This window comes from Nonomuraea composti, assembly GCF_012034275.1.
GTDB lineage: Bacteria > Actinomycetota > Actinomycetes > Streptosporangiales > Streptosporangiaceae > Nonomuraea > Nonomuraea composti.
This window is the reverse complement of the sequence record NZ_JAATEP010000002.1, coordinates 47,903-63,452: the sequence shown is the minus strand read 5'-3', so window position 1 is coordinate 63,452 and position 15,550 is coordinate 47,903. Positions and strand designations below refer to the sequence as shown.

At 72.6% G+C, this 15,550-nt stretch carries 21 protein-coding genes; 16 read left to right on the top strand and 5 right to left on the bottom strand.

From position 1 onward, the window contains the following. The first annotated feature begins 3 nt into the window (after positions 1-3). The 6 genes from HCN51_RS03105 to HCN51_RS03080 all read left to right on the top strand — a co-directional run bounded on the left by HCN51_RS03105 (position 4) and on the right by HCN51_RS03080 (position 6,236). Entirely contained in the window at positions 4-1,611 is a 1,608-nt protein-coding gene (locus HCN51_RS03105; protein WP_168006570.1) for a WD40 repeat domain-containing protein, read from the top strand. A gap of 70 nt (positions 1,612-1,681) precedes the next feature. Beyond that, on the top strand, positions 1,682-2,254 hold the full coding sequence (locus tag HCN51_RS03100) for a dienelactone hydrolase family protein (RefSeq protein ID WP_168006568.1): 573 nt from the start codon (positions 1,682-1,684) through the stop codon (positions 2,252-2,254). 100 nt (positions 2,255-2,354) lie between these two features. Further along, on the top strand, positions 2,355-3,503 hold the full coding sequence (locus tag HCN51_RS03095; protein WP_206066509.1) for a hypothetical protein: 1,149 nt from the start codon (positions 2,355-2,357) through the stop codon (positions 3,501-3,503). A gap of 232 nt (positions 3,504-3,735) precedes the next feature. Then, positions 3,736-4,656, top strand: coding sequence for a histidine kinase (locus HCN51_RS58895; RefSeq protein WP_168006566.1), 921 nt, complete (start codon positions 3,736-3,738; stop codon positions 4,654-4,656). 187 nt (positions 4,657-4,843) lie between these two features. Beyond that, positions 4,844-5,470: a response regulator gene (locus HCN51_RS03085; RefSeq protein ID WP_168006564.1), complete on the top strand. Its 627-nt coding sequence runs from the start codon at positions 4,844-4,846 to the stop codon at positions 5,468-5,470. A 19-nt stretch (positions 5,471-5,489) separates the two neighbouring features. After that, positions 5,490-6,236, top strand: a complete 747-nt coding sequence (locus HCN51_RS03080) for an enoyl-CoA hydratase/isomerase family protein (RefSeq protein WP_168006562.1) — start codon at positions 5,490-5,492, stop codon at positions 6,234-6,236. A gap of 57 nt (positions 6,237-6,293) precedes the next feature. Here HCN51_RS03080 and HCN51_RS03075 read toward each other — a convergent pair whose 3' ends face one another. Next, a complete protein-coding gene (locus HCN51_RS03075; protein ID WP_206066508.1) occupies positions 6,294-7,361 on the bottom strand; it encodes a hypothetical protein in 1,068 nt (355 codons plus the stop codon). A gap of 84 nt (positions 7,362-7,445) precedes the next feature. Between HCN51_RS03075 and HCN51_RS03070 the strand changes: the two genes are divergently transcribed. Then, a complete protein-coding gene (locus HCN51_RS03070; RefSeq protein WP_168006560.1) occupies positions 7,446-8,042 on the top strand; it encodes a TetR/AcrR family transcriptional regulator in 597 nt (198 codons plus the stop codon). A 73-nt stretch (positions 8,043-8,115) separates the two neighbouring features. Here the strand turns inward: HCN51_RS03070 and HCN51_RS57960 are convergent, their stop codons facing one another. Continuing rightward, positions 8,116-8,289, bottom strand: a complete 174-nt coding sequence (locus HCN51_RS57960) for a hypothetical protein (protein WP_206066507.1) — start codon at positions 8,287-8,289, stop codon at positions 8,116-8,118. A 36-nt stretch (positions 8,290-8,325) separates the two neighbouring features. Here HCN51_RS57960 and HCN51_RS57955 point away from each other — a divergent pair, with 36 nt between their 5' ends. Genes HCN51_RS57955 through HCN51_RS03050 form a run of 4 tightly spaced genes read left to right on the top strand, consistent with a single transcriptional unit; the run spans position 8,326 to position 9,855 of the window. After that, entirely contained in the window at positions 8,326-8,589 is a 264-nt protein-coding gene (locus tag HCN51_RS57955) for a cytochrome P450 family protein (RefSeq protein WP_206066506.1), read from the top strand. Beyond that, positions 8,589-9,131: a cytochrome P450 gene (locus HCN51_RS03060; RefSeq protein WP_168006558.1), complete on the top strand. Its 543-nt coding sequence runs from the start codon at positions 8,589-8,591 to the stop codon at positions 9,129-9,131. The genes HCN51_RS57955 and HCN51_RS03060 overlap by 1 nt, the downstream gene beginning before the upstream one ends. Next, positions 9,128-9,319 carry a ferredoxin gene (locus HCN51_RS62095; protein ID WP_168006556.1) on the top strand — a complete coding sequence of 64 codons (192 nt, stop codon included), beginning with the start codon at positions 9,128-9,130 and terminating at the stop codon, positions 9,317-9,319. The genes HCN51_RS03060 and HCN51_RS62095 overlap by 4 nt, the downstream gene beginning before the upstream one ends. A 2-nt stretch (positions 9,320-9,321) precedes the next feature. Then, entirely contained in the window at positions 9,322-9,855 is a 534-nt protein-coding gene (locus tag HCN51_RS03050; protein ID WP_240972384.1) for a hypothetical protein, read from the top strand. A 4-nt stretch (positions 9,856-9,859) separates the two neighbouring features. Here HCN51_RS03050 and hemC read toward each other — a convergent pair whose 3' ends face one another. From hemC to HCN51_RS58890, 3 genes are read right to left on the bottom strand one after another with little or no spacing between them, the layout of a single operon-like run. Beyond that, complete coding sequence (gene hemC, locus HCN51_RS03045) at positions 9,860-10,795, bottom strand: hydroxymethylbilane synthase (RefSeq protein WP_080037530.1); 936 nt, start codon at positions 10,793-10,795, stop codon at positions 9,860-9,862. 46 nt (positions 10,796-10,841) lie between these two features. After that, complete coding sequence (locus tag HCN51_RS03040) at positions 10,842-11,162, bottom strand: VOC family protein (RefSeq protein ID WP_240972383.1); 321 nt, start codon at positions 11,160-11,162, stop codon at positions 10,842-10,844. Beyond that, complete coding sequence (locus HCN51_RS58890) at positions 11,155-11,529, bottom strand: hypothetical protein (protein WP_168006484.1); 375 nt, start codon at positions 11,527-11,529, stop codon at positions 11,155-11,157. Before HCN51_RS58890 ends, HCN51_RS03040 begins: the two co-directional genes overlap by 8 nt. Between HCN51_RS58890 and HCN51_RS57950 the strand changes: the two genes are divergently transcribed. The 5 genes from HCN51_RS57950 to HCN51_RS03010 all read left to right on the top strand — a co-directional run bounded on the left by HCN51_RS57950 (position 11,453) and on the right by HCN51_RS03010 (position 15,540). Continuing rightward, positions 11,453-12,088 carry an aldehyde dehydrogenase family protein gene (locus HCN51_RS57950; protein WP_346433540.1) on the top strand — a complete coding sequence of 212 codons (636 nt, stop codon included), beginning with the start codon at positions 11,453-11,455 and terminating at the stop codon, positions 12,086-12,088. The genes HCN51_RS58890 and HCN51_RS57950 overlap by 77 nt on opposite strands. A 9-nt stretch (positions 12,089-12,097) precedes the next feature. Beyond that, the gene (locus HCN51_RS03025; protein ID WP_168006552.1) at positions 12,098-12,412 is read left to right on the top strand and encodes a PadR family transcriptional regulator; all 315 of its coding nucleotides are present in this window, start codon (positions 12,098-12,100) and stop codon (positions 12,410-12,412) included. Position 12,413: 1 nt separating this feature from the next. Beyond that, on the top strand, positions 12,414-12,914 hold the full coding sequence (locus HCN51_RS03020; protein ID WP_168006550.1) for a hypothetical protein: 501 nt from the start codon (positions 12,414-12,416) through the stop codon (positions 12,912-12,914). Between the two features lie 59 nt (positions 12,915-12,973). Further along, positions 12,974-13,261 carry a DUF1905 domain-containing protein gene (locus HCN51_RS03015; RefSeq protein ID WP_168006548.1) on the top strand — a complete coding sequence of 96 codons (288 nt, stop codon included), beginning with the start codon at positions 12,974-12,976 and terminating at the stop codon, positions 13,259-13,261. A gap of 578 nt (positions 13,262-13,839) precedes the next feature. After that, positions 13,840-15,540 (top strand): ABC transporter family substrate-binding protein, encoded by a 1,701-nt coding sequence (locus HCN51_RS03010; protein ID WP_346433512.1) that lies wholly within the window; start codon positions 13,840-13,842, stop codon positions 15,538-15,540. The last annotated feature ends 10 nt before the right edge of the window (positions 15,541-15,550 follow it).

Genomic DNA, 15,550 nt, shown 5'->3' with positions numbered 1-15,550 from the left:
ACGATGACGGGCAGGAAGCTGCGCGAGCACCCGGTGCCGGAGGGCACGCCGCGCCCGGACCTGGCGTTCGGCGACAACGAGGACCTGGTGAGCGTGACGCGGTCGGGCTCGGTGGAGCTGGTCTGGAACGTCAGGACCGGCCGCGCGTACGAGCCGCGCATGGAAGCGACGCCGTCGCCGGCGATCGCGGCCTCCGGCGAGTACGTGGCGGGCTGGGGGCTCAACGAGGGCATGAAGGTGATCCGCCTGTCCGACCTGTCGGTGCGGTCGTGGTCGCCGCGCAAGTGCCAGGCGATCGCGTTCTCCCCGGACGGCACCCGCATGTACTGCGCCAACGGCACCATCCACACCTGGGACACGCGCACCGGCCGCCGGATCGCCGGCGACGACGAGCCGTTCTGGGAGGGGTCCGAGGACGGCGGCCGCCTGTGGGTGTCGGCGGCCGGCACCCGGCTGCTCGGCCTGCTCAAGAGCACGATCAGGGTCTGGAACACCGCCGACGGCGAGGAGCTGTTCACCTACCACGCCGAGGGCGAGCCCGAGCAGGCGTGGATCGACGGCACGGGCACCGTGCGCTACCTGCTGGACCACGCGATCGTGACGCTCGACGCCGGCTCCCACGGCATGACGGCCAGGCTGCCGGACCGGGCGCGGATCGCCGGCCTCGGCGACGGCCCCGTGATGATCGTCGCCAGGCCGGACGACCTCCTGCGCACCTGGGAGGGGCGCCGGCTGGGCGAGCCGCTGCCCGGCTCCCAGGACGTGGCCCCCATCGAGGTGGACCCCCAGGGCAGGAGGCTCGTGGGCGTGCGGAACCTGACCACCGTGCAGGCGTGGGACCTGACCACCCGGCGGGCGACGTGGAGCTGGCCGGTCCCGCGCATGCAGAGCGTGGTGGACCTGGCGTTCACCCCGGACGGCGGCAGGCTGGTGCTGTCGCTCGCCGAGAACAGCGAGCGCAACGCCCGGAACGAGCTGCTCGTGCTGGACGCCGCGAGCGGCAAGGTGCTCAAGCGGCACCGGCTCGACACCGCGACCGGCACCATCGAGGTGACGAACTCGGGCACGGCCGTCGTCACCAACGTCGGCCGGATGCTCGACCTCGGCACCGGCAAGCTGACCGGCTCCGGCTTCACCAGCGGGGAGAGCGCCGCCATCGCGGTCAGCCGCACCCGGCCGCTGGCCGCCTTCGGCTCGGCCGCGGTGCAGCTCTGGGACCACGCCCAGGGCGCCGAGCTGTCGCCGCTGCTGCGCCCGGCGGGCGCGCTCACCGTCAGCGACATCGCCTTCAGCCACGACAGCTCGCTGGTCGCCGCGGTCAGCTCGTCGCGCGAGGACGCGTACGCCGTGCACGTCTGGGACGTGGCCACCCGGCAGGAGCTGGCGGCCGTGCCGATCGGGTTCGGGGACGAGCTGCGCTTCAGCGCCGACGACGGCGTCCTGTACGCGGGGGTGCGGGGGTATCCGACGATCACCACGATCCCGGTCAGAGGGGACGCGGTGGCCGCGCTGGTGTGCGAGCGCGCGGGCCGGACGTTGTCGGCGCGGGAGTGGTCCCAGTACCTGGGCGGCGTCCCGTACCGCGACCCTTGCGCGCGGCCCGGCCGCTGAGCGGCGCCCCGGCCCCGGCCGGCACCGCCTCCTGGCGGCGTCGGGCGCGCGCGGTGGCTAAGCTGCGCGCATGGCACGCGTTCTCCTCTTCCACTCGATGTACGGTCTCCGCCCCGCCGTCCACCAGGCGGCCGACAGGTTGCGGGCGGCCGGTCACGAGGTGCACGTCCCCGATCTGTACGACGGCCGGGTCGTGGACACCCCCGAGGAGGGAATCGCGATCAAGGACGAGATCGGCCGCGACGAACTGCTGAAGCGAGCGGTGGCCGCCGCCGCCCCGCTGTCCGAGGAACGCCTGGTCTACGCCGGTTTCTCGCTCGGCGCGGCGATCGCCCAGAACCTCGCGCTGGGCGACGAGCGGTCACTCGGCCTGCTGCTGATGCACGGCACCTCCGACCTGGCCGACGGGGTCTCGGCCGACGACCTGCCCGTGCAGCTGCACGTCGCCGACCCCGACACGTACGAGCCGGCCGACTGGCTGAACCACTGGTACCTGACCATGCGCCGGGCCAGGGCCGACGTGGAGGTCTTCCGGTACCCGGGCGTGGGGCACCTGTTCACCGACCCCGACCTGCCCGACCACGACGCCGAGGCCGCCGAGCGCGCCTGGGCGATCGCCCTCGACTTCCTCGCCGACCTGTGAGCGTTCCTCCGCCGAAGGATTGACCAGCGGCACCGCGCCGCGCGGGAGATCTGCCGAACGGCGGATGGGCGCGGCGGCCGTCCGGCGCGAGGCTTGAGCCATGAGGAAGATCATGGCGACCTGGCCCCGCTGGGCCGGGTACGCGGCGGCCTGCTGGTCGCTGTGTTACGGAGCGCTCGGGCTGTACTGGGCGCTCGGCGGGACCGGGTTCCCGTTCGGCAAGGCCGACCCCGACTGGGAGCCCGGCCTGTCGGTGCTCGGCGCGGTGACCCGGGAGGTGGCGGCGCCGCTGATCGCGGTGCTCGGCCTCCTCGGCGGGGCGTGCGGGCTGGCCATCGCGCGAGGGGTGCGGCGGGGCCGGCCCGTGCTGCTCGGCTTCGCGTGGGCGGCGGCGGCCGGGCTGACCGTGGTGGTGCCCGACAACCGGGTGCTGATGCTGGTCGCCTACGCGCCGCTGCTCGCCGTGTGGGCCTTCACCGGCGTGCCGGGCGGGCAGCCGATGTCGGAGCTGGTGCCGTGGTCGCGGGTCAACCTGTTCGTCGTGCTGGTGGGCGGGCTGCTGTGGGCCCTGGCGGCCCTCGCCCACCAGCGGCGCACGTCCGGCAGGTGCACGACCTGCGGACGGGGCGGGGGTCGTATCGCGCAGTGGACGGGCCCTGAGGCGGCGCGGCGCTGGGGGCGGTGGGCCGTGGCGGTCGCGGCGATCATCCCCGCCGGCTACGACGCCAGCCGCTTCGCCTGGGCGGCCGGCATCCCGCTGGGGATCACCGACGAGTTCTGGCACTGGCTGGACGAGTCGGGGCTGCGCTGGGCCGGGCTGTTCCTGAGTCTGATGGGGCTGGGCGGGGCGATCCTCACGCTCGGGCTCGTGCAGCGGTGGGGCGAGGTCTACCCGCGGTGGATCTGGTTCAGAGCGGGCCGGCGGGTGCCGCCCATGCTGGCCGTGATCCCCGCCTCCATCGTGTCGGTGATCGTGTTCTCCGGCGGGCTGACCTTCTGGCGGCTGCGGTTCGCGAACGACCTCGAGTGGGACATGTGGGCCACGTGGGCACCGTCCCTGACCTGGCCGCTCTGGGGCGCCGCCCTGGCCGCCGCCACCCTCGCCTACCACCTGCGCCGCCGCGGCACCTGCCGCACCTGCGGCCAGGGCGACCCACCACCGGCGACCCCCGCCCCGAACCTGGTGACGGGCCCGGTCGCGGGGCCGGTCGCAGGGCCGGTCGCAGGGCCGGTCGCGGGGCGTGATTAGGCTCGCGCCTGTGAAGTGGCGCGACAGAACGGCCGGCTGCGGCGGCACGGGGGCGCAGCCGGCCAACCACGCTGGCGCGGAGACGCAGCCGACCGATCACGGCGGCGCTGGGACGCGGTCCGCCGGCCCGAGCGGCGCGCACACGCGGCCGGCCGGTCGGGGTGGCGGTGGGTGGCGGGTGCTCGCTCGGCGTCTCGCCGATGGGGTGGTGCGCCGGGTCACGGTGGCTCGGGTGGCAGGGGGTGCCGGGGCGGTGTCGCTGGGCGTCACGCTGGCGTACCCGCTGACCGGAAGGGCGGGGGTCAGTGCGGGGGCGCTGGTGGCGGAGGCGGCGGTGCTGGTGGTGCTCACCGCCGTCACCGTCCGGCGCTCCCCCGCCCGCCAGGCGGCCGTCTCCGCGCTGCTGAGCGGGTCGGCGGTGGCGCTCGTCCTGTTGCGGGCCGTGTGGCCGGGCCCGCCGCAGCTCGTGCTCGGCGCGTGCGCGGCCTGGGCGCTGGGTGCCGTGGCGGCCACGGGGGTGGGGCTCTACCTGCGCAGGCTGGACGACGACCGGCGGCGCGCGATCGAGGAGGCCACCCGGGCGCAGCGGCTCGGGCTGGCCCGCGACCTGCACGACTTCGTCGCCCACGACGTCAACGGCATGCTGGTGCAGGCGCAGGCCGCCCAGGTGGTGGTGGGCGAGCTGCCGGAGCCGGTGGCCGACGCGTTGCGGCGCATCGAGGACGCCGGCCAGCGGGCGCTGGCCTCGCTCGACCGTACGGTGCACGCGCTGGGCGAGCGGGGGCCCGGGATCGGGGGGCTGGCGCGGCTGGCCGACGCGTTCTCGCCGGACGTGCGGGTGGAGCTGGCCGTCGCGCCCGGCCTGGCCCTGCGGCACGAGGTGTCGTCCCTGGCCTACCGGGTGGTGACGGAGGCGCTCACGAACGTGCGCCGGCACGCGCCGCGGGCCACGATGGTGGTGGTGGAGATCGGCGAGGAGGGTGGTGTCCTGCGGGTGCGGGTGGCGGACGACGGCGGCGGCAGCTCGCCGAGCACCAGGGTCGGCGGCTTCGGCCTGTCCGGCCTGGGCGCCCTGCTGGAGGCCCGCGGCGGCAGCCTGACGGCGGGCCCGCACGGCCACGGCTGGCGGCTCGTCGCGGAGATCCCGGCATGACGGCCGGCGAAAGGTCTCACAGGACGACCGCACGGAGATTCCAGCAGGACGACCGCGCGGAAGGCATAAGGACGACCCACGCGGAAGACACGACGACGACCCGCGCGGAAGGTGCGAGGACGGTCCGCGCGGGAGACACGAGGGCGGTCCGCGCGGGAGGCGGGATGACGGTCGCGCGGGAGGCGACGTGACGACGCGGATCCTGCTCGCCGACGATCAGGACGACGTGCGGATCGGGTTCCGGCTGATTCTCGACGCGCAGCCCGACATGACGGTGGTGGGCGAGGCCGCGGACGGGGCGCGGGCGGTCGAGCTGGCCCGCCACCTGCGCCCCGACGTGGTGCTCGCCGACGTCCGGATGCCGGGGCTGGACGGGCTGGAGGTGACCAGGCGGCTGGCGGCCGAGACGCGGGTGATCGTGGTGACCACGTTCGACCTGGACGAGTACGTCCACACGGCCCTGCGCGAGGGCGCGTGCGGTTTCCTGCTCAAGCGTTCGGGCCCCGCGCTGCTGGTGGAGGCGGTGCGCGCGGCGATGGCGGGTGACACGCTGATCAGCCCGCAGGTGACCGTACGCCTGCTGCGGGGCTTGACCCGCCAGCCACCTCCGCCATTGGAGGATCCGCTGACCGCCCGCGAGCTGGAGATCGCCCGCCTGGTGGCGCGCGGGCACACGAACGCGAGGATCGCAGCCGAGCTGACGATCAGCGCGGGCACGGTGAAGACGCACATCGCGCACATCCAGCGCAAGGTCGGCGCCGCGAACCGGGTGGGGATCGCCGCCTGGGCCTGGAGCACTGGCCAGGTGACGTGATGTGGTGGAGGATCGCTCCATGATCGAGACCGCCGACCACGCCGGCATCGCCGTCCTGACCCTGGCGCACGGCCCGGTGAACGCCCTGGACCTGGAGCTGCTGACCGCCGTTCCGGAGGTGCTGGCCACCGTCGCGGGCGCCCGCGCCGTCGTGCTGACCGGCCGCGGCCGGGCGTTCTCGGCGGGGGTGGATCTGAAGCGGATCGTCGAGGGCGGCCCCGAGTACGTCGAGCGGTTCCTGCCGGCGCTCAGCGCGGCGGCGCTGGCCCTGTTCGAGCATCCGAGGCCGGTGGTGGCGGCGGTCAACGGGCACGCGCTGGCCGGCGGGTGCGTGCTGGCGGCGGCGTGCGACGCCCGGCTGATGTCGGGCGGCACGATCGGCCTGACGGAGCTGGCGGCGGGCGTGCCGTTCCCCACGGTGCCGCTGGAGATCATGCGGCACGCGGCCGGCCCGGCGCTGGAGGCGATGGTGCTCGGGGCCGGCCGGCTGGATCCCGGCCGGGCCGTCGCGATCGGCCTGGTGCACGAGGTCGTCGAGCCGGACCGGCTGCTCGCGGAGGCGCTGCGGCGAGCCGAGGCGCTGTGCGCGGCGCCGCCCGACGTGTACGCCTTCGCCAAGCGCCAGCTCCGCGCCCCCGCGCTCGAACGCGTCCGCGCCGCCCGCGACCGGGACGACCCCGAGGTGCTGGCGATGTGGAGCTCCGAGCGTACGCACACGATCCTGCGCGACTACCTCGCCGGTCTCAGTAAGAACCGGTCCCAGTAGGAGCCGGTCCCAGTAGGAGCCGGTCCCAGTAGGAGCCGGTCCCAGTAGGAGCCGGTCTCAGCAGGAGATGAACCCGTACAGCGCGAGGTGGTTCGACTTCGTGCCGCTGACCGTGTGGTCGACGCTCGACGGCAGCACCGTCCCCTTGACGAACAGGTAGTCGATCTTCTTGGTGCCCATGGTCGCCTTCGCGCCGTAGCCGGTCATGCCGAAGCCGCCGAGCGTGGCGGGGGCGATGCCGGTGCGGTTGGCGTCGATGCCGATGACGCGGATGGCCGAGGAGTTCATGAGGCTCGTGGCGTCGGCGCCGACGTGGATGCCGGAGCCCGCGATGCCGATGTCGCCGGCGCCCGCGCAGGCGTTCTTGCCGTTCTGCTCGGGCAGGTGCATGGTGGCGGCGAACACGGTCGTGCCGGTCTCCCTGATGGTGAACTTCGCCGCGATGGCGCTGGTGCGCTTCCACTTGTACGCGTACGCGGCGCCGTCGTCCTTGCTCGGCGGCTTGTACAGCGTGCAGCCGGCCCCGTTGTCGTAGGCGGTGCCGGGCTTCAGCCAGCCGGCGCTCCAGTACTTCGAGGTGGCGGCCAGGCTCAGCGTCCTGGTGTTGTAGAGGATGGCGTTGGTCTGCTTCTTCTTCAGGTCGCCGAGCTCCTGCTGGCTGCAGTGGTGGGAGCCGCCCCACGGCTCGGGGTCGTCCCAGGCCACGATGGCCTTGTACGTGCCGGCCGGGTGACCGAACTTCGCGGAGAGCTGGTCGGCGTAGGCGGTGGCCTGGCCGGTGCCGCGTACCTGCTGGACGATCAGCAGGTCGGGGGCCCGCACGCCGGAGGTGCCGGTCGCGCCGTCGTCGTCGACCAGCATCGAGGTGAGGTGGTCGGGGCCGGAGATGCGGGTGCAGGTGCCGTCGGGGTTGTTGCGGACGAGGTTCTCGATGTTGTTGCTGTAGACCCGTAAGACGCGCTCGGTCGCGGCTGGCGTGGCGGGCGCGGCGAGCGTGGCGGGCGCGGCGGACGCGGCGGGCGCGGCGGACGCGGCGGGCGCGGCGGGCGCGGCGGGCGCGGCGGGCGCGGCGGGCGCGAGGGTGGTCGTGGTGAGTGCGGCGGCGAGCATGAGACGGACGATCATTGCGGCAGCGTATCTCCGCATCCGTCCACTGTGTCAGGGAGCGCCCCTTGCGCCGGGCACGTCCCTGAACTAGCGTCTGGACACATGTCCGGTGAAGCGATGACCGAGCCGACCCGCCGCCGGTTGTCCGAGCGGCAGGCCGACACGGTGCGCCGCCTCACCGACGCGGCTGTGGCGGAGGTCCGGGCGACCGGGTTCGACGGGTTCACGGTCCGCAACGTCGCACGTCGGGCGGGGGTCGCGCCGGCCACCGCGTACACGTACTTCACTTCCAGGAACCACCTCGTGACCGAGGTGTTCTGGCGGCGGCTGCGCGCCCTGCCGCCGGTCACCGCGTCGGCGGGACAGCCTCGGGAGCGGGTCGTCGCGGTGCTGCGGGAGATCGCGCTGCTCGTCTCCGACGAGCCGGAGCTGGCCGCCGCGTGCACGAGCGCGCTGCTCGGCACCGACCCCGACGTGCGGGAGCTGCGGCTGCGCATCGGCCGGACGATCCACCGCCGCCTGCTGGCCGCGCTCAGGCCGGACGCCGGCAGCGGCGCCCGGCCGACACCGGAGGAGGCGCGCGTGCTCAACGCCCTGGAGTTCGCGTACGCGGGGGCCCTCCTGCACGCGGGCATGGGTTACAGCTCTTACGCCGAGATGGCCGACCGGCTCGCCGAGGTGGCCGAGCTGCTCTTCTGAGGTCGTGGTCGCCGTACAGGGCACTTGGTACGACCCGTACGACTACGCGCTCCACGAGGACCCGTACCCCCGCCTACCGGCGGCTGCGCGAGCGGGCGCCGCTGTACCGCAACGACGAGCTGGACTTCTGGGCGATCTCCCGGCACGCCGACGTGTCGGCCGCCTTCCGCGACCACGAGCGGTTCTCCAGCGCCAACGGCGTCTCGCTCGACCCGAGCGCGTGGGGCCCGGCGGCGCACCGCACCATGTCGTTCCTGGCCCTGGACCCGCCCGCGCACACAGGATGCGCGCCCTGGTCTCGAAGGGGTTCACGCCGCGCCGGGTGCGCGAGCTGGAGGGCGACATCCTGCGGCTGACCCGCCGGCATCTCGGCCCGGCGCTGGAGGCGGGCGAGTTCGACGCGGTGGCGGATTTCGCGGGCAAGCTGCCGATGGACGTGGTCTCCGAGCTGATGGGCGTCCCGGAGAGCGACCGCGACGAGGTGCGGCGGCTGGCCGACCTCGTCGTGCACCGCAGGGAGGGGCTCAACGACCTCCCGCCGGCCTGATGGAGCTGCTCCACCCCGCCGTGCTGCGCGGCGTCGTGGCGGAGCTGGACGAGCTGTACGCCGGCGGCGCCGAGGTCGGCTTCCAGGCGTTGCGCGAGATCCCGCTGCTGGAGTCGGCCATCAAGGAGGCGCTGCGGCTGCACCCGCCGCTCATCCTGCTGCTGCGCGTCGCTAAGACCGAGCAGCAGGTGCTTCGGCACCGCATCCCGGCCGGAACGCTCGTCGGATGCAGCCTCGCCGTCTCCGACCGGATCCCGGAGGACTTGCCCGACCCCGACGCCTTCGATCCCGCCCGCTACGCGCAGCCGCGCGAGGAGGACCTGGTCAACCGGTGGACGTGGGTGCCGTTCGGGGCGGGCAGGCACCGGTGCGTGGGCGCGAACTTCGCGATGATCCAGCTCAAGGCGATCTTCTCGGTGCTGCTGCGCGACTGGGAGTTCGAGCCCGTCCAGCCGCCCGACTCCTACCGCGGCGACCACTCCAAGATGGTCGTCCAGCTCACCCGGCCGTGCCGGGTCCGCTACCGCAGGCGCAGGTCGTGAAGCTCGAAGCCGACCCGGACCTGTGCCAGGGGCACGCCATGTGCGCGCTGGAGGCGCCGGACGTCTTCGAGGTCCCGCGCGCGGGAAAGGTGCGCATCCTCGTCGAGGAGCCCGACGAGTCGATGCGCGCCCAGGTGGAGGCCGCCGTCCGATACTGCCCGACCCGGGCGCTGACGCTAGGAGGCTGATCGTGTACGCGCGTGACGAGCTGGAGGAGATGGTGCGGCGCTGGCTGGAGGCCAACCGGCGGTGCGAGGAGCGCGGCGACTGGCGCCTCCTCGCCGACTTCTCCACCTACGGCTGGAGCGTCGGCCCCGGCCAGGACTTCATGGCCGTCGGCCGGCAGGAGATCCGCGACCTCGCCCTCGGCTCCGAGATGGGCGGCCTGGACGGGTGGTCCTATCCGTACCAGAGCATCCTCATCGACGAGCGCAGGGGCGAGGTGGTCGGCTTCTGGAAGCAGATCGCCGCCGCCCGCCGGCCGGACGGCAGCCCGTACGAGGTGCCCGGGATCGGGGGGAGCTGCTTCCGGTACGGCGGCGGCTTACGGTGGTGCTGGCAGCGCGACTGGTTCGACGTGGGGAACGTCACGGCCGTGTTCGTCGAGATGCTGAAGGCCGGGGTGCTGTCGGACGGGATGCGGCGGCGGTTGGAGCGCGCGTCGTCCGGCGCCCCCGTCCCCGGCTACTACGCGAGGGCGGAGACGCCCGTGCCCCTGTGGTGACCCGTCAGTGCGGGATCGCGTCGATGACCTGGCGGGCGCCCTGGCGCAGCAGCGCGACGGCGACGGACGTGCCCAGCGTGGCCGGGTCGAGCGGGCCGGCCCACTCGTGCGCGTCGAGGACCGTCTTGCCGTCGGGGCTGAAGACGCGGGCCCGCAGCGACAGGCGGCCGTCGCGCTCGGCGCGGGCGTAGCCGGCGATCGGGCTGTTGCAGTGCCCCTGGAGGACGTGCAGCAGCATCCGCTCGGCCGTCACCTCGCGCCACGTGTCGGGATCGCCCAGGCCGGCCACCGCCTCGATGGTCTGCTCGTCGTCCTCCCGGCACTGCAGGGCGAGCACGCCGGCGCCGATCGGCGGGCACATCGTCTCCAGCGGCAGCGCCTCGGTGATCCGGTCTGACCGGCCGATCCGCTCCAGGCCCGACACGGCCAGCAGCAGCGCGTCGGCCTCGCCCGCGTCGAGCTTCTCCAGCCGCCGGTTGGCGTTGCCGCGCATCGGCACGCAACGCAGGTGCGGGTGCGAGGAGGCGAGCTGCGCGACCCGCCGCACCGACGACGTGCCGATGCGGGTGCCGGGCGGCAGCTCGTCGAGGGTGAGGCCGCCGGGGTGCACGAGAGCGTCGCGCAGGTCGTCCCGCTTCAGGAAGGCCGCCCACGTGGTGCCGGCGGGCAGCGGCCGGTCGGCGGGGACGTCCTTGACGCAGTGCACCGCGAGGTCGGCCTCGCCGGCCAGCAGGAGGGCGTCCACCTCCTTCGTGAACGCGCCCTTGCCACCGAGCTCCGACAACGCGCCCGGCCACCTGTCGCCCGACGTCGTGACCGGCACGACCTCCGTGCGCACGCCGGGATGCGACGCGGCGAGCTCGCGCCGGACGCGCTCCACCTGGGCCAGCGCCATGGGTGAGGAACGGGTGGCGATGCGGATCAGCTCAGGGACGGCCATCTGTCGATGGTATCCGCCGTTCCCTCCAGGCTCGGTCGAATCCGCGTCATGAGACGGGCGCCTGCGCGAGCGACAGGCTGTTGCCGTCGGGGTCGAGGATCTCCACATGGCGTACGCCGTTGGCGTACGCCTCCACGGGCTCGTGCTCGATGCCGTGTGCGGCCAGCCGGGCCAGGATCTCGTCGAGATCGTCCACCCCGAGCGTGATCATGGTGCCGCCCACCCGCGCCGCCCGCACGTCCCGGTCGTCGAGGACCAGCCACGCGTTCTCACCGACCCGCCACAGCAGCTCCGCGCCGATGATCTCGTCCGCCGGGCGCCCGAGGAACGCCTCGTACCACTTCCGCGACGCCGCCACGTCACTCACGCACACCACGCTGTACAGGTCCACCGCGCCCGCTCCTCATCCATTCGTGTCGCCAGGAGGACCATTCCCGCGGCCGGAACTCATCGCCGGCCGGGCTCGCGATCCGGCCGCGGCACGTGGGGCGTGCCGTCACGCATCGGGGGAAGCGGAAGCGGGCGGCCGTCGTGCCGCGGGTCATCGCGGTGATCGGCGCCTCACCGACGGGCCCGGTGTCGTCGTCGATGACGACCTCCCACCGGCAGTGCGGCACCCGGTCGCCCGGCACGCGCGGCGGCCGGTGCACCGGGCGGATGCGGGCCCTGGGGTTGACGGCCTGGGCGGTCCAGTCGAACGTGCCGTCCTCGATGTGGTGGCACATGCCGCGCACGGCCCGCTCCCCGAACGCCCTGGCCGCGGGCAACACCGTCGTGCTCAAGCCCGCGCCCGACACCCCGTGGTGCGCGGCCGTGCTCGGCCGGCTGCTCGTCGAGGAGACCGGCCTCCCGCCGGGCGTCGTCAACATCGTCACCGGCCGCGACCACGCGCTCGGCGCGCTCCTGGCCGCCGACCCGCGCGTGGACCTGGTCTCGTTCACCGGCTCGACGGCGCCGGGCCGCGCGGTGATGCGCGGCGCCCTCGGCGCGCTGGCCGCCAGGGGCCCGAACGACGTCCTCGACATCCAGATCCCGGCCGCACTCCGCAACGCCGCCCTCACCGCCGGCGAGCTGCGCGAGATCGCCATCTTCCTCACGCACTACACCTCACGCACTACATCGGCTGGCCTCTGGGCGCCCGCCTCGGCGTCCAGATCGACCCGCTCATCGCGGCGCACGAGAAGCGGTCGGACAGCGGGCCGGATGAGTGACGAGGAGGGGGCCCACGGTGCCGGGCCGCCTGACGTGCGATCGCCGTGCGGCGCCGCCGCGCCGGCCGCGTTCCGGCCGTAGAGTGTGATCATGCAGCCGTTGCCGATGATCACACCGGCCGTCGTGGACGTGATCGAGGCGCTGATGGCCGATCTCGACCCGCGCTGGGCGCTGGAGATCGTCAAGGCCAGCGGGTGCTCCCCCGGGACGGTCTACCTCGTGCTGGATCGGCTGGAGCGGAGCGGGTGGGTGGTTTCCACCTGGGAGGACTCCGTTCGGGAGGGGCCGCGGCGGCGGCTCTACCGGCTCAAGGGGGATGCCCTGCCCGCCGCGCGGCGGGCCGTCGCCAGGCCCGCCGTCGTGCAGGATCCGACGAGCCGGCCGCTCCCCCATCCGGGGGTCTGAGGTGAATCCGCTGGTACGAGGCGTCATCGTCACCGCCGCCGCGATCCTGCCGGGGAAGGCGCGGCGCCAGCGTTACCTGGAGCAATGGCTGGCCGACGGCGAAGGGGCGGCGGAGGTGGGGATCCGGCCGCTGTCCGTGGCGCTGGGGGCGCTCAGGGCCGCGCTGGTGATGAACCTGACCCGGCACTCCGTCGTGCCGCTCGGGCTGGCGGTCGTCCTGGTCGTCGGCGGGGTCCGGATGGCGACGGCCACTCCCGACCGGGTGATCGGTACCGCGCTCGCGATGGCGGGGGTGGCGTTGCCGTTCCTGCTGCTGGTCATCCGGCGGTTCACCGAGCGGGACACGCTCGGCGACTGGGAGGACGCGCTGGCCGCGAGGCAGGCGGGGCTGTCGAGGGGCGGCGACGGCGGGCCTGGTGGGGGGCGGGTGTCCGGGTTGGTCCTGGGTGCCGTGATGGTGGTCCTGGTCGCGCTGCTGCTGGTCCTCCTGCTGGTCAGGTGAACGACCGAGCGCGACGGCCGGTGATGCCCTGAGCGCCCGCCCGGCCCTATCCTGTGGCCGTGAACATCGAGTTCAGCGGCGAGATGTGGTACTGGCGGGGCCCCGCGCCGTGGCATTTCATCACCGTCCCCGATGAGGAGTGCCAGGACGTCGAGGCCGTGGCCGCCTCGGTGAGCTACGGCTGGGGCATGATCCCGGTGACGGCGCAGATCCGGGAGACGCGGTGGAAGACGTCGATGTTCCCGAAGGACGGGCGCTATCTCGTGCCGGTGAAGGCGGGGGTGCGCAGGGCGGAGGGGCTCGACGTGGGTGATGTGGTGACCGTCCGCCTGACCGTCGGGCCTTAGGGGCGCTACGGACGCCATTCGCCCGAGGGCGATACGCGGTTACGAGTGACCGGGAAAGGCCCGCCCAATTACGGAGCGGAACCGGCTGAATTGCTTAATAGTGATCGCCCGAAGCGTCGCCGAAAGGGCGGCATGTACGCCGAGCGGATTGGGTTTGATCACGTTGTACGGAGTGGCGCGTCCGGCGCGCACGCTTCCAAGGAATGGTGCGGGCGCGTGACAGCACGGAAAAGACGCCTTATCAAGAGCACGAAAGACCGCCTTTCGCCTCACCCTTAAGAGCACCCAAAAGCCTCCTCAGCAGGGTTTCCACCGCTGCGACGGCTTTTGCGCAAACCCTGGCACACCGAGCCTCGGTCTGTCTACAGTGTGGACAGCGAAAAGTGGATTTCCCTGACATCTGATTACAGAACGGACAGCCGTCGATCTCAAGTTCGCAACAGTCTGGACTTGGCTATTTGTCCGAAACGTTGGCCGATGATCCTGTTGCGCATTAACCAGCAGCGCTGACCCTAGTTCGGACACAAAGGAGAGCTGTCGTGACCCATAGGCGGAGACTTGGGACATTCCTCACGGCGGTGACAGCAGGCGCGCTTCTGCTGTCCGCTTGCGGCCAGAGCGGCAACGAGGCGGGCAAGCCGTCGGCCTCGGCCACGGGGGGCGCGGCTTCGGGGCAGACCATCACCTACGCCGGCGAGCAGGAGTTCAACTCCTACAACAGCATGGCCGTGAACAACCTGGTCAACAGCACCGCCATGCAGCGGGTGCTGCTCGGCTTCTGGTACTACGGCGAGAACGGCGTGGTGACCCCGGACAAGGACTTCGGCACGTACACGAAGACCTCCGACGACCCGCTGACGGTGGACTACGAGTTCAACGCCAAGGCCGTCTGGTCCGACGGCAACCCCATCGACTGTGACGACGCGCTGCTGTACTGGGCGGCCAAGTCCGGCAAGATCAAGGGCTTCCAGGTCGACGGCACCACCGGCGTCGAGCTCGTCAAGGCCCCGGCGTGCAAGGCCGGCGACAAGAAGTTCTCCTTCCAGTACTCCGAGCCGTTCGCCGACTGGGAGAGCAACGGCCCCGGCGCCGCCGACGTGCTGCCGGCGCACGTGGCGTACAAGGCCGCGGGCATGAGCGAGGCCGACTTCATCGCCGCCGTGCAGGCGGGGGACGCCAAGAAGCTCGAAGCGGTGATCAAGTTCTACAACGAGGGCTGGGTCATCGAGGGCGGCATCAAGGACATGTCGCTCTTCCCCGCCTCCGGCCCGTACAAGATCTCCGCCATGCAGCCCGGCCAGTCGCTGACCCTCTCGGCCAACGACAAGTGGTGGGGCGCCAAGCCGGCCACGCCGACCGTGGTCATGCGCGTGATCTCGCAGGAGGAGCAGGCCCAGGCCCTGCAGAACCGCGAGGTCAACCTGATCGAGCCGCAGCCGAACCCCGACCTGCTCGCCCAGCTCCAGGGCATGCAGGGCGTGACGGTGAAGACGGGTGACGCCTACACCTACGAGCACCTGGACTTCAACTTCGACAACAGCCCGTTCAAGGACAAGACGCTGCGCGAGGCGTTCGCCAAGTGCGTGCCCCGGCAGCTCATCGTGGACAACCTGATCAAGCCGCTCGCGCCGCAGGCGCAGGTGCTGCAGGTGCGCAACGTGCTGCCGTTCGAGGCCGACTACGCCACCGTCTCCCAGGGCAGCGGCTCCGAGGCCTACGCCCAGCCCGACATCGAGGGCGCCAAGGCGCTGCTGGAGAAGGCCGGCAAGGTCGGCCTGGAAGTGAAGATCGGCCACAACCTGCCGAACCCGCGCCGTACGCAGGAGGTCCAGCTCATCGCCGACTCCTGCAACAAGGCGGGCTTCAAGATCACTGACGCCGGCGACGAGAAGTTCTTCGAGGCCGGCGGCCCCCTGGCCACCAACACCTACGACGTGGCGCTGTTCGCCTGGACCGGCTCGGCCGAGGTGAGCAGCTGGAGCTCGACGTACACCACCGCCAAGGAGTGCAGCGAGGCCGGCAAGGAGAACAACAACGGCTGCTACTCCAACAAGCAGGTCGACGCGCTCATCAAGAAGCTGAACGCCGAGATCGACAAGACCAAGCACCCGGCGATCATCGCCGAGATCGAGAAGGTCCTCTGGTCGGACCTGGCCACCATCCCCCTGTTCGCCCACCCGAACATGCTCGCGTGGGACGAGAAGTTGCAGAACATCGTGCCGAACCCGGCGCAGTCGTCCGTGACCTGGAACATGGACAAGTGGGCCCTGGCCCAGTAGCCGCCCGATC

Bases quoted from the DNA above. Each gene is read 5' to 3' on its own strand.
- hemC (WP_080037530.1), bottom strand. From the start codon at position 10,795: ATGGCCGTCCCTGAGCTGATCCGCATCGCCACCCGTTCCTCACCCATG.
- HCN51_RS57950 (WP_346433540.1), top strand. From the start codon at position 11,453: ATGCGGGCCCTGGGGTTGACGGCCTGGGCGGTCCAGTCGAACGTGCCG.
- HCN51_RS03080 (WP_168006562.1), top strand. From the start codon at position 5,490: ATGATCGAGACCGCCGACCACGCCGGCATCGCCGTCCTGACCCTGGCG.
- HCN51_RS57955 (WP_206066506.1), top strand. From the start codon at position 8,326: ATGCGCGCCCTGGTCTCGAAGGGGTTCACGCCGCGCCGGGTGCGCGAG.
- HCN51_RS03100 (WP_168006568.1), top strand. From the start codon at position 1,682: ATGGCACGCGTTCTCCTCTTCCACTCGATGTACGGTCTCCGCCCCGCC.
- HCN51_RS57960 (WP_206066507.1), bottom strand. From the start codon at position 8,289: ATGGTGCGGTGCGCCGCCGGGCCCCACGCGCTCGGGTCGAGCGAGACG.
- HCN51_RS03060 (WP_168006558.1), top strand. From the start codon at position 8,589: ATGGAGCTGCTCCACCCCGCCGTGCTGCGCGGCGTCGTGGCGGAGCTG.
- HCN51_RS03095 (WP_206066509.1), top strand. From the start codon at position 2,355: ATGAGGAAGATCATGGCGACCTGGCCCCGCTGGGCCGGGTACGCGGCG.
- HCN51_RS03025 (WP_168006552.1), top strand. From the start codon at position 12,098: ATGCAGCCGTTGCCGATGATCACACCGGCCGTCGTGGACGTGATCGAG.
- HCN51_RS03070 (WP_168006560.1), top strand. From the start codon at position 7,446: ATGTCCGGTGAAGCGATGACCGAGCCGACCCGCCGCCGGTTGTCCGAG.
- HCN51_RS03075 (WP_206066508.1), bottom strand. From the start codon at position 7,361: ATGATCGTCCGTCTCATGCTCGCCGCCGCACTCACCACGACCACCCTC.
- HCN51_RS03105 (WP_168006570.1), top strand. From the start codon at position 4: ATGACGGGCAGGAAGCTGCGCGAGCACCCGGTGCCGGAGGGCACGCCG.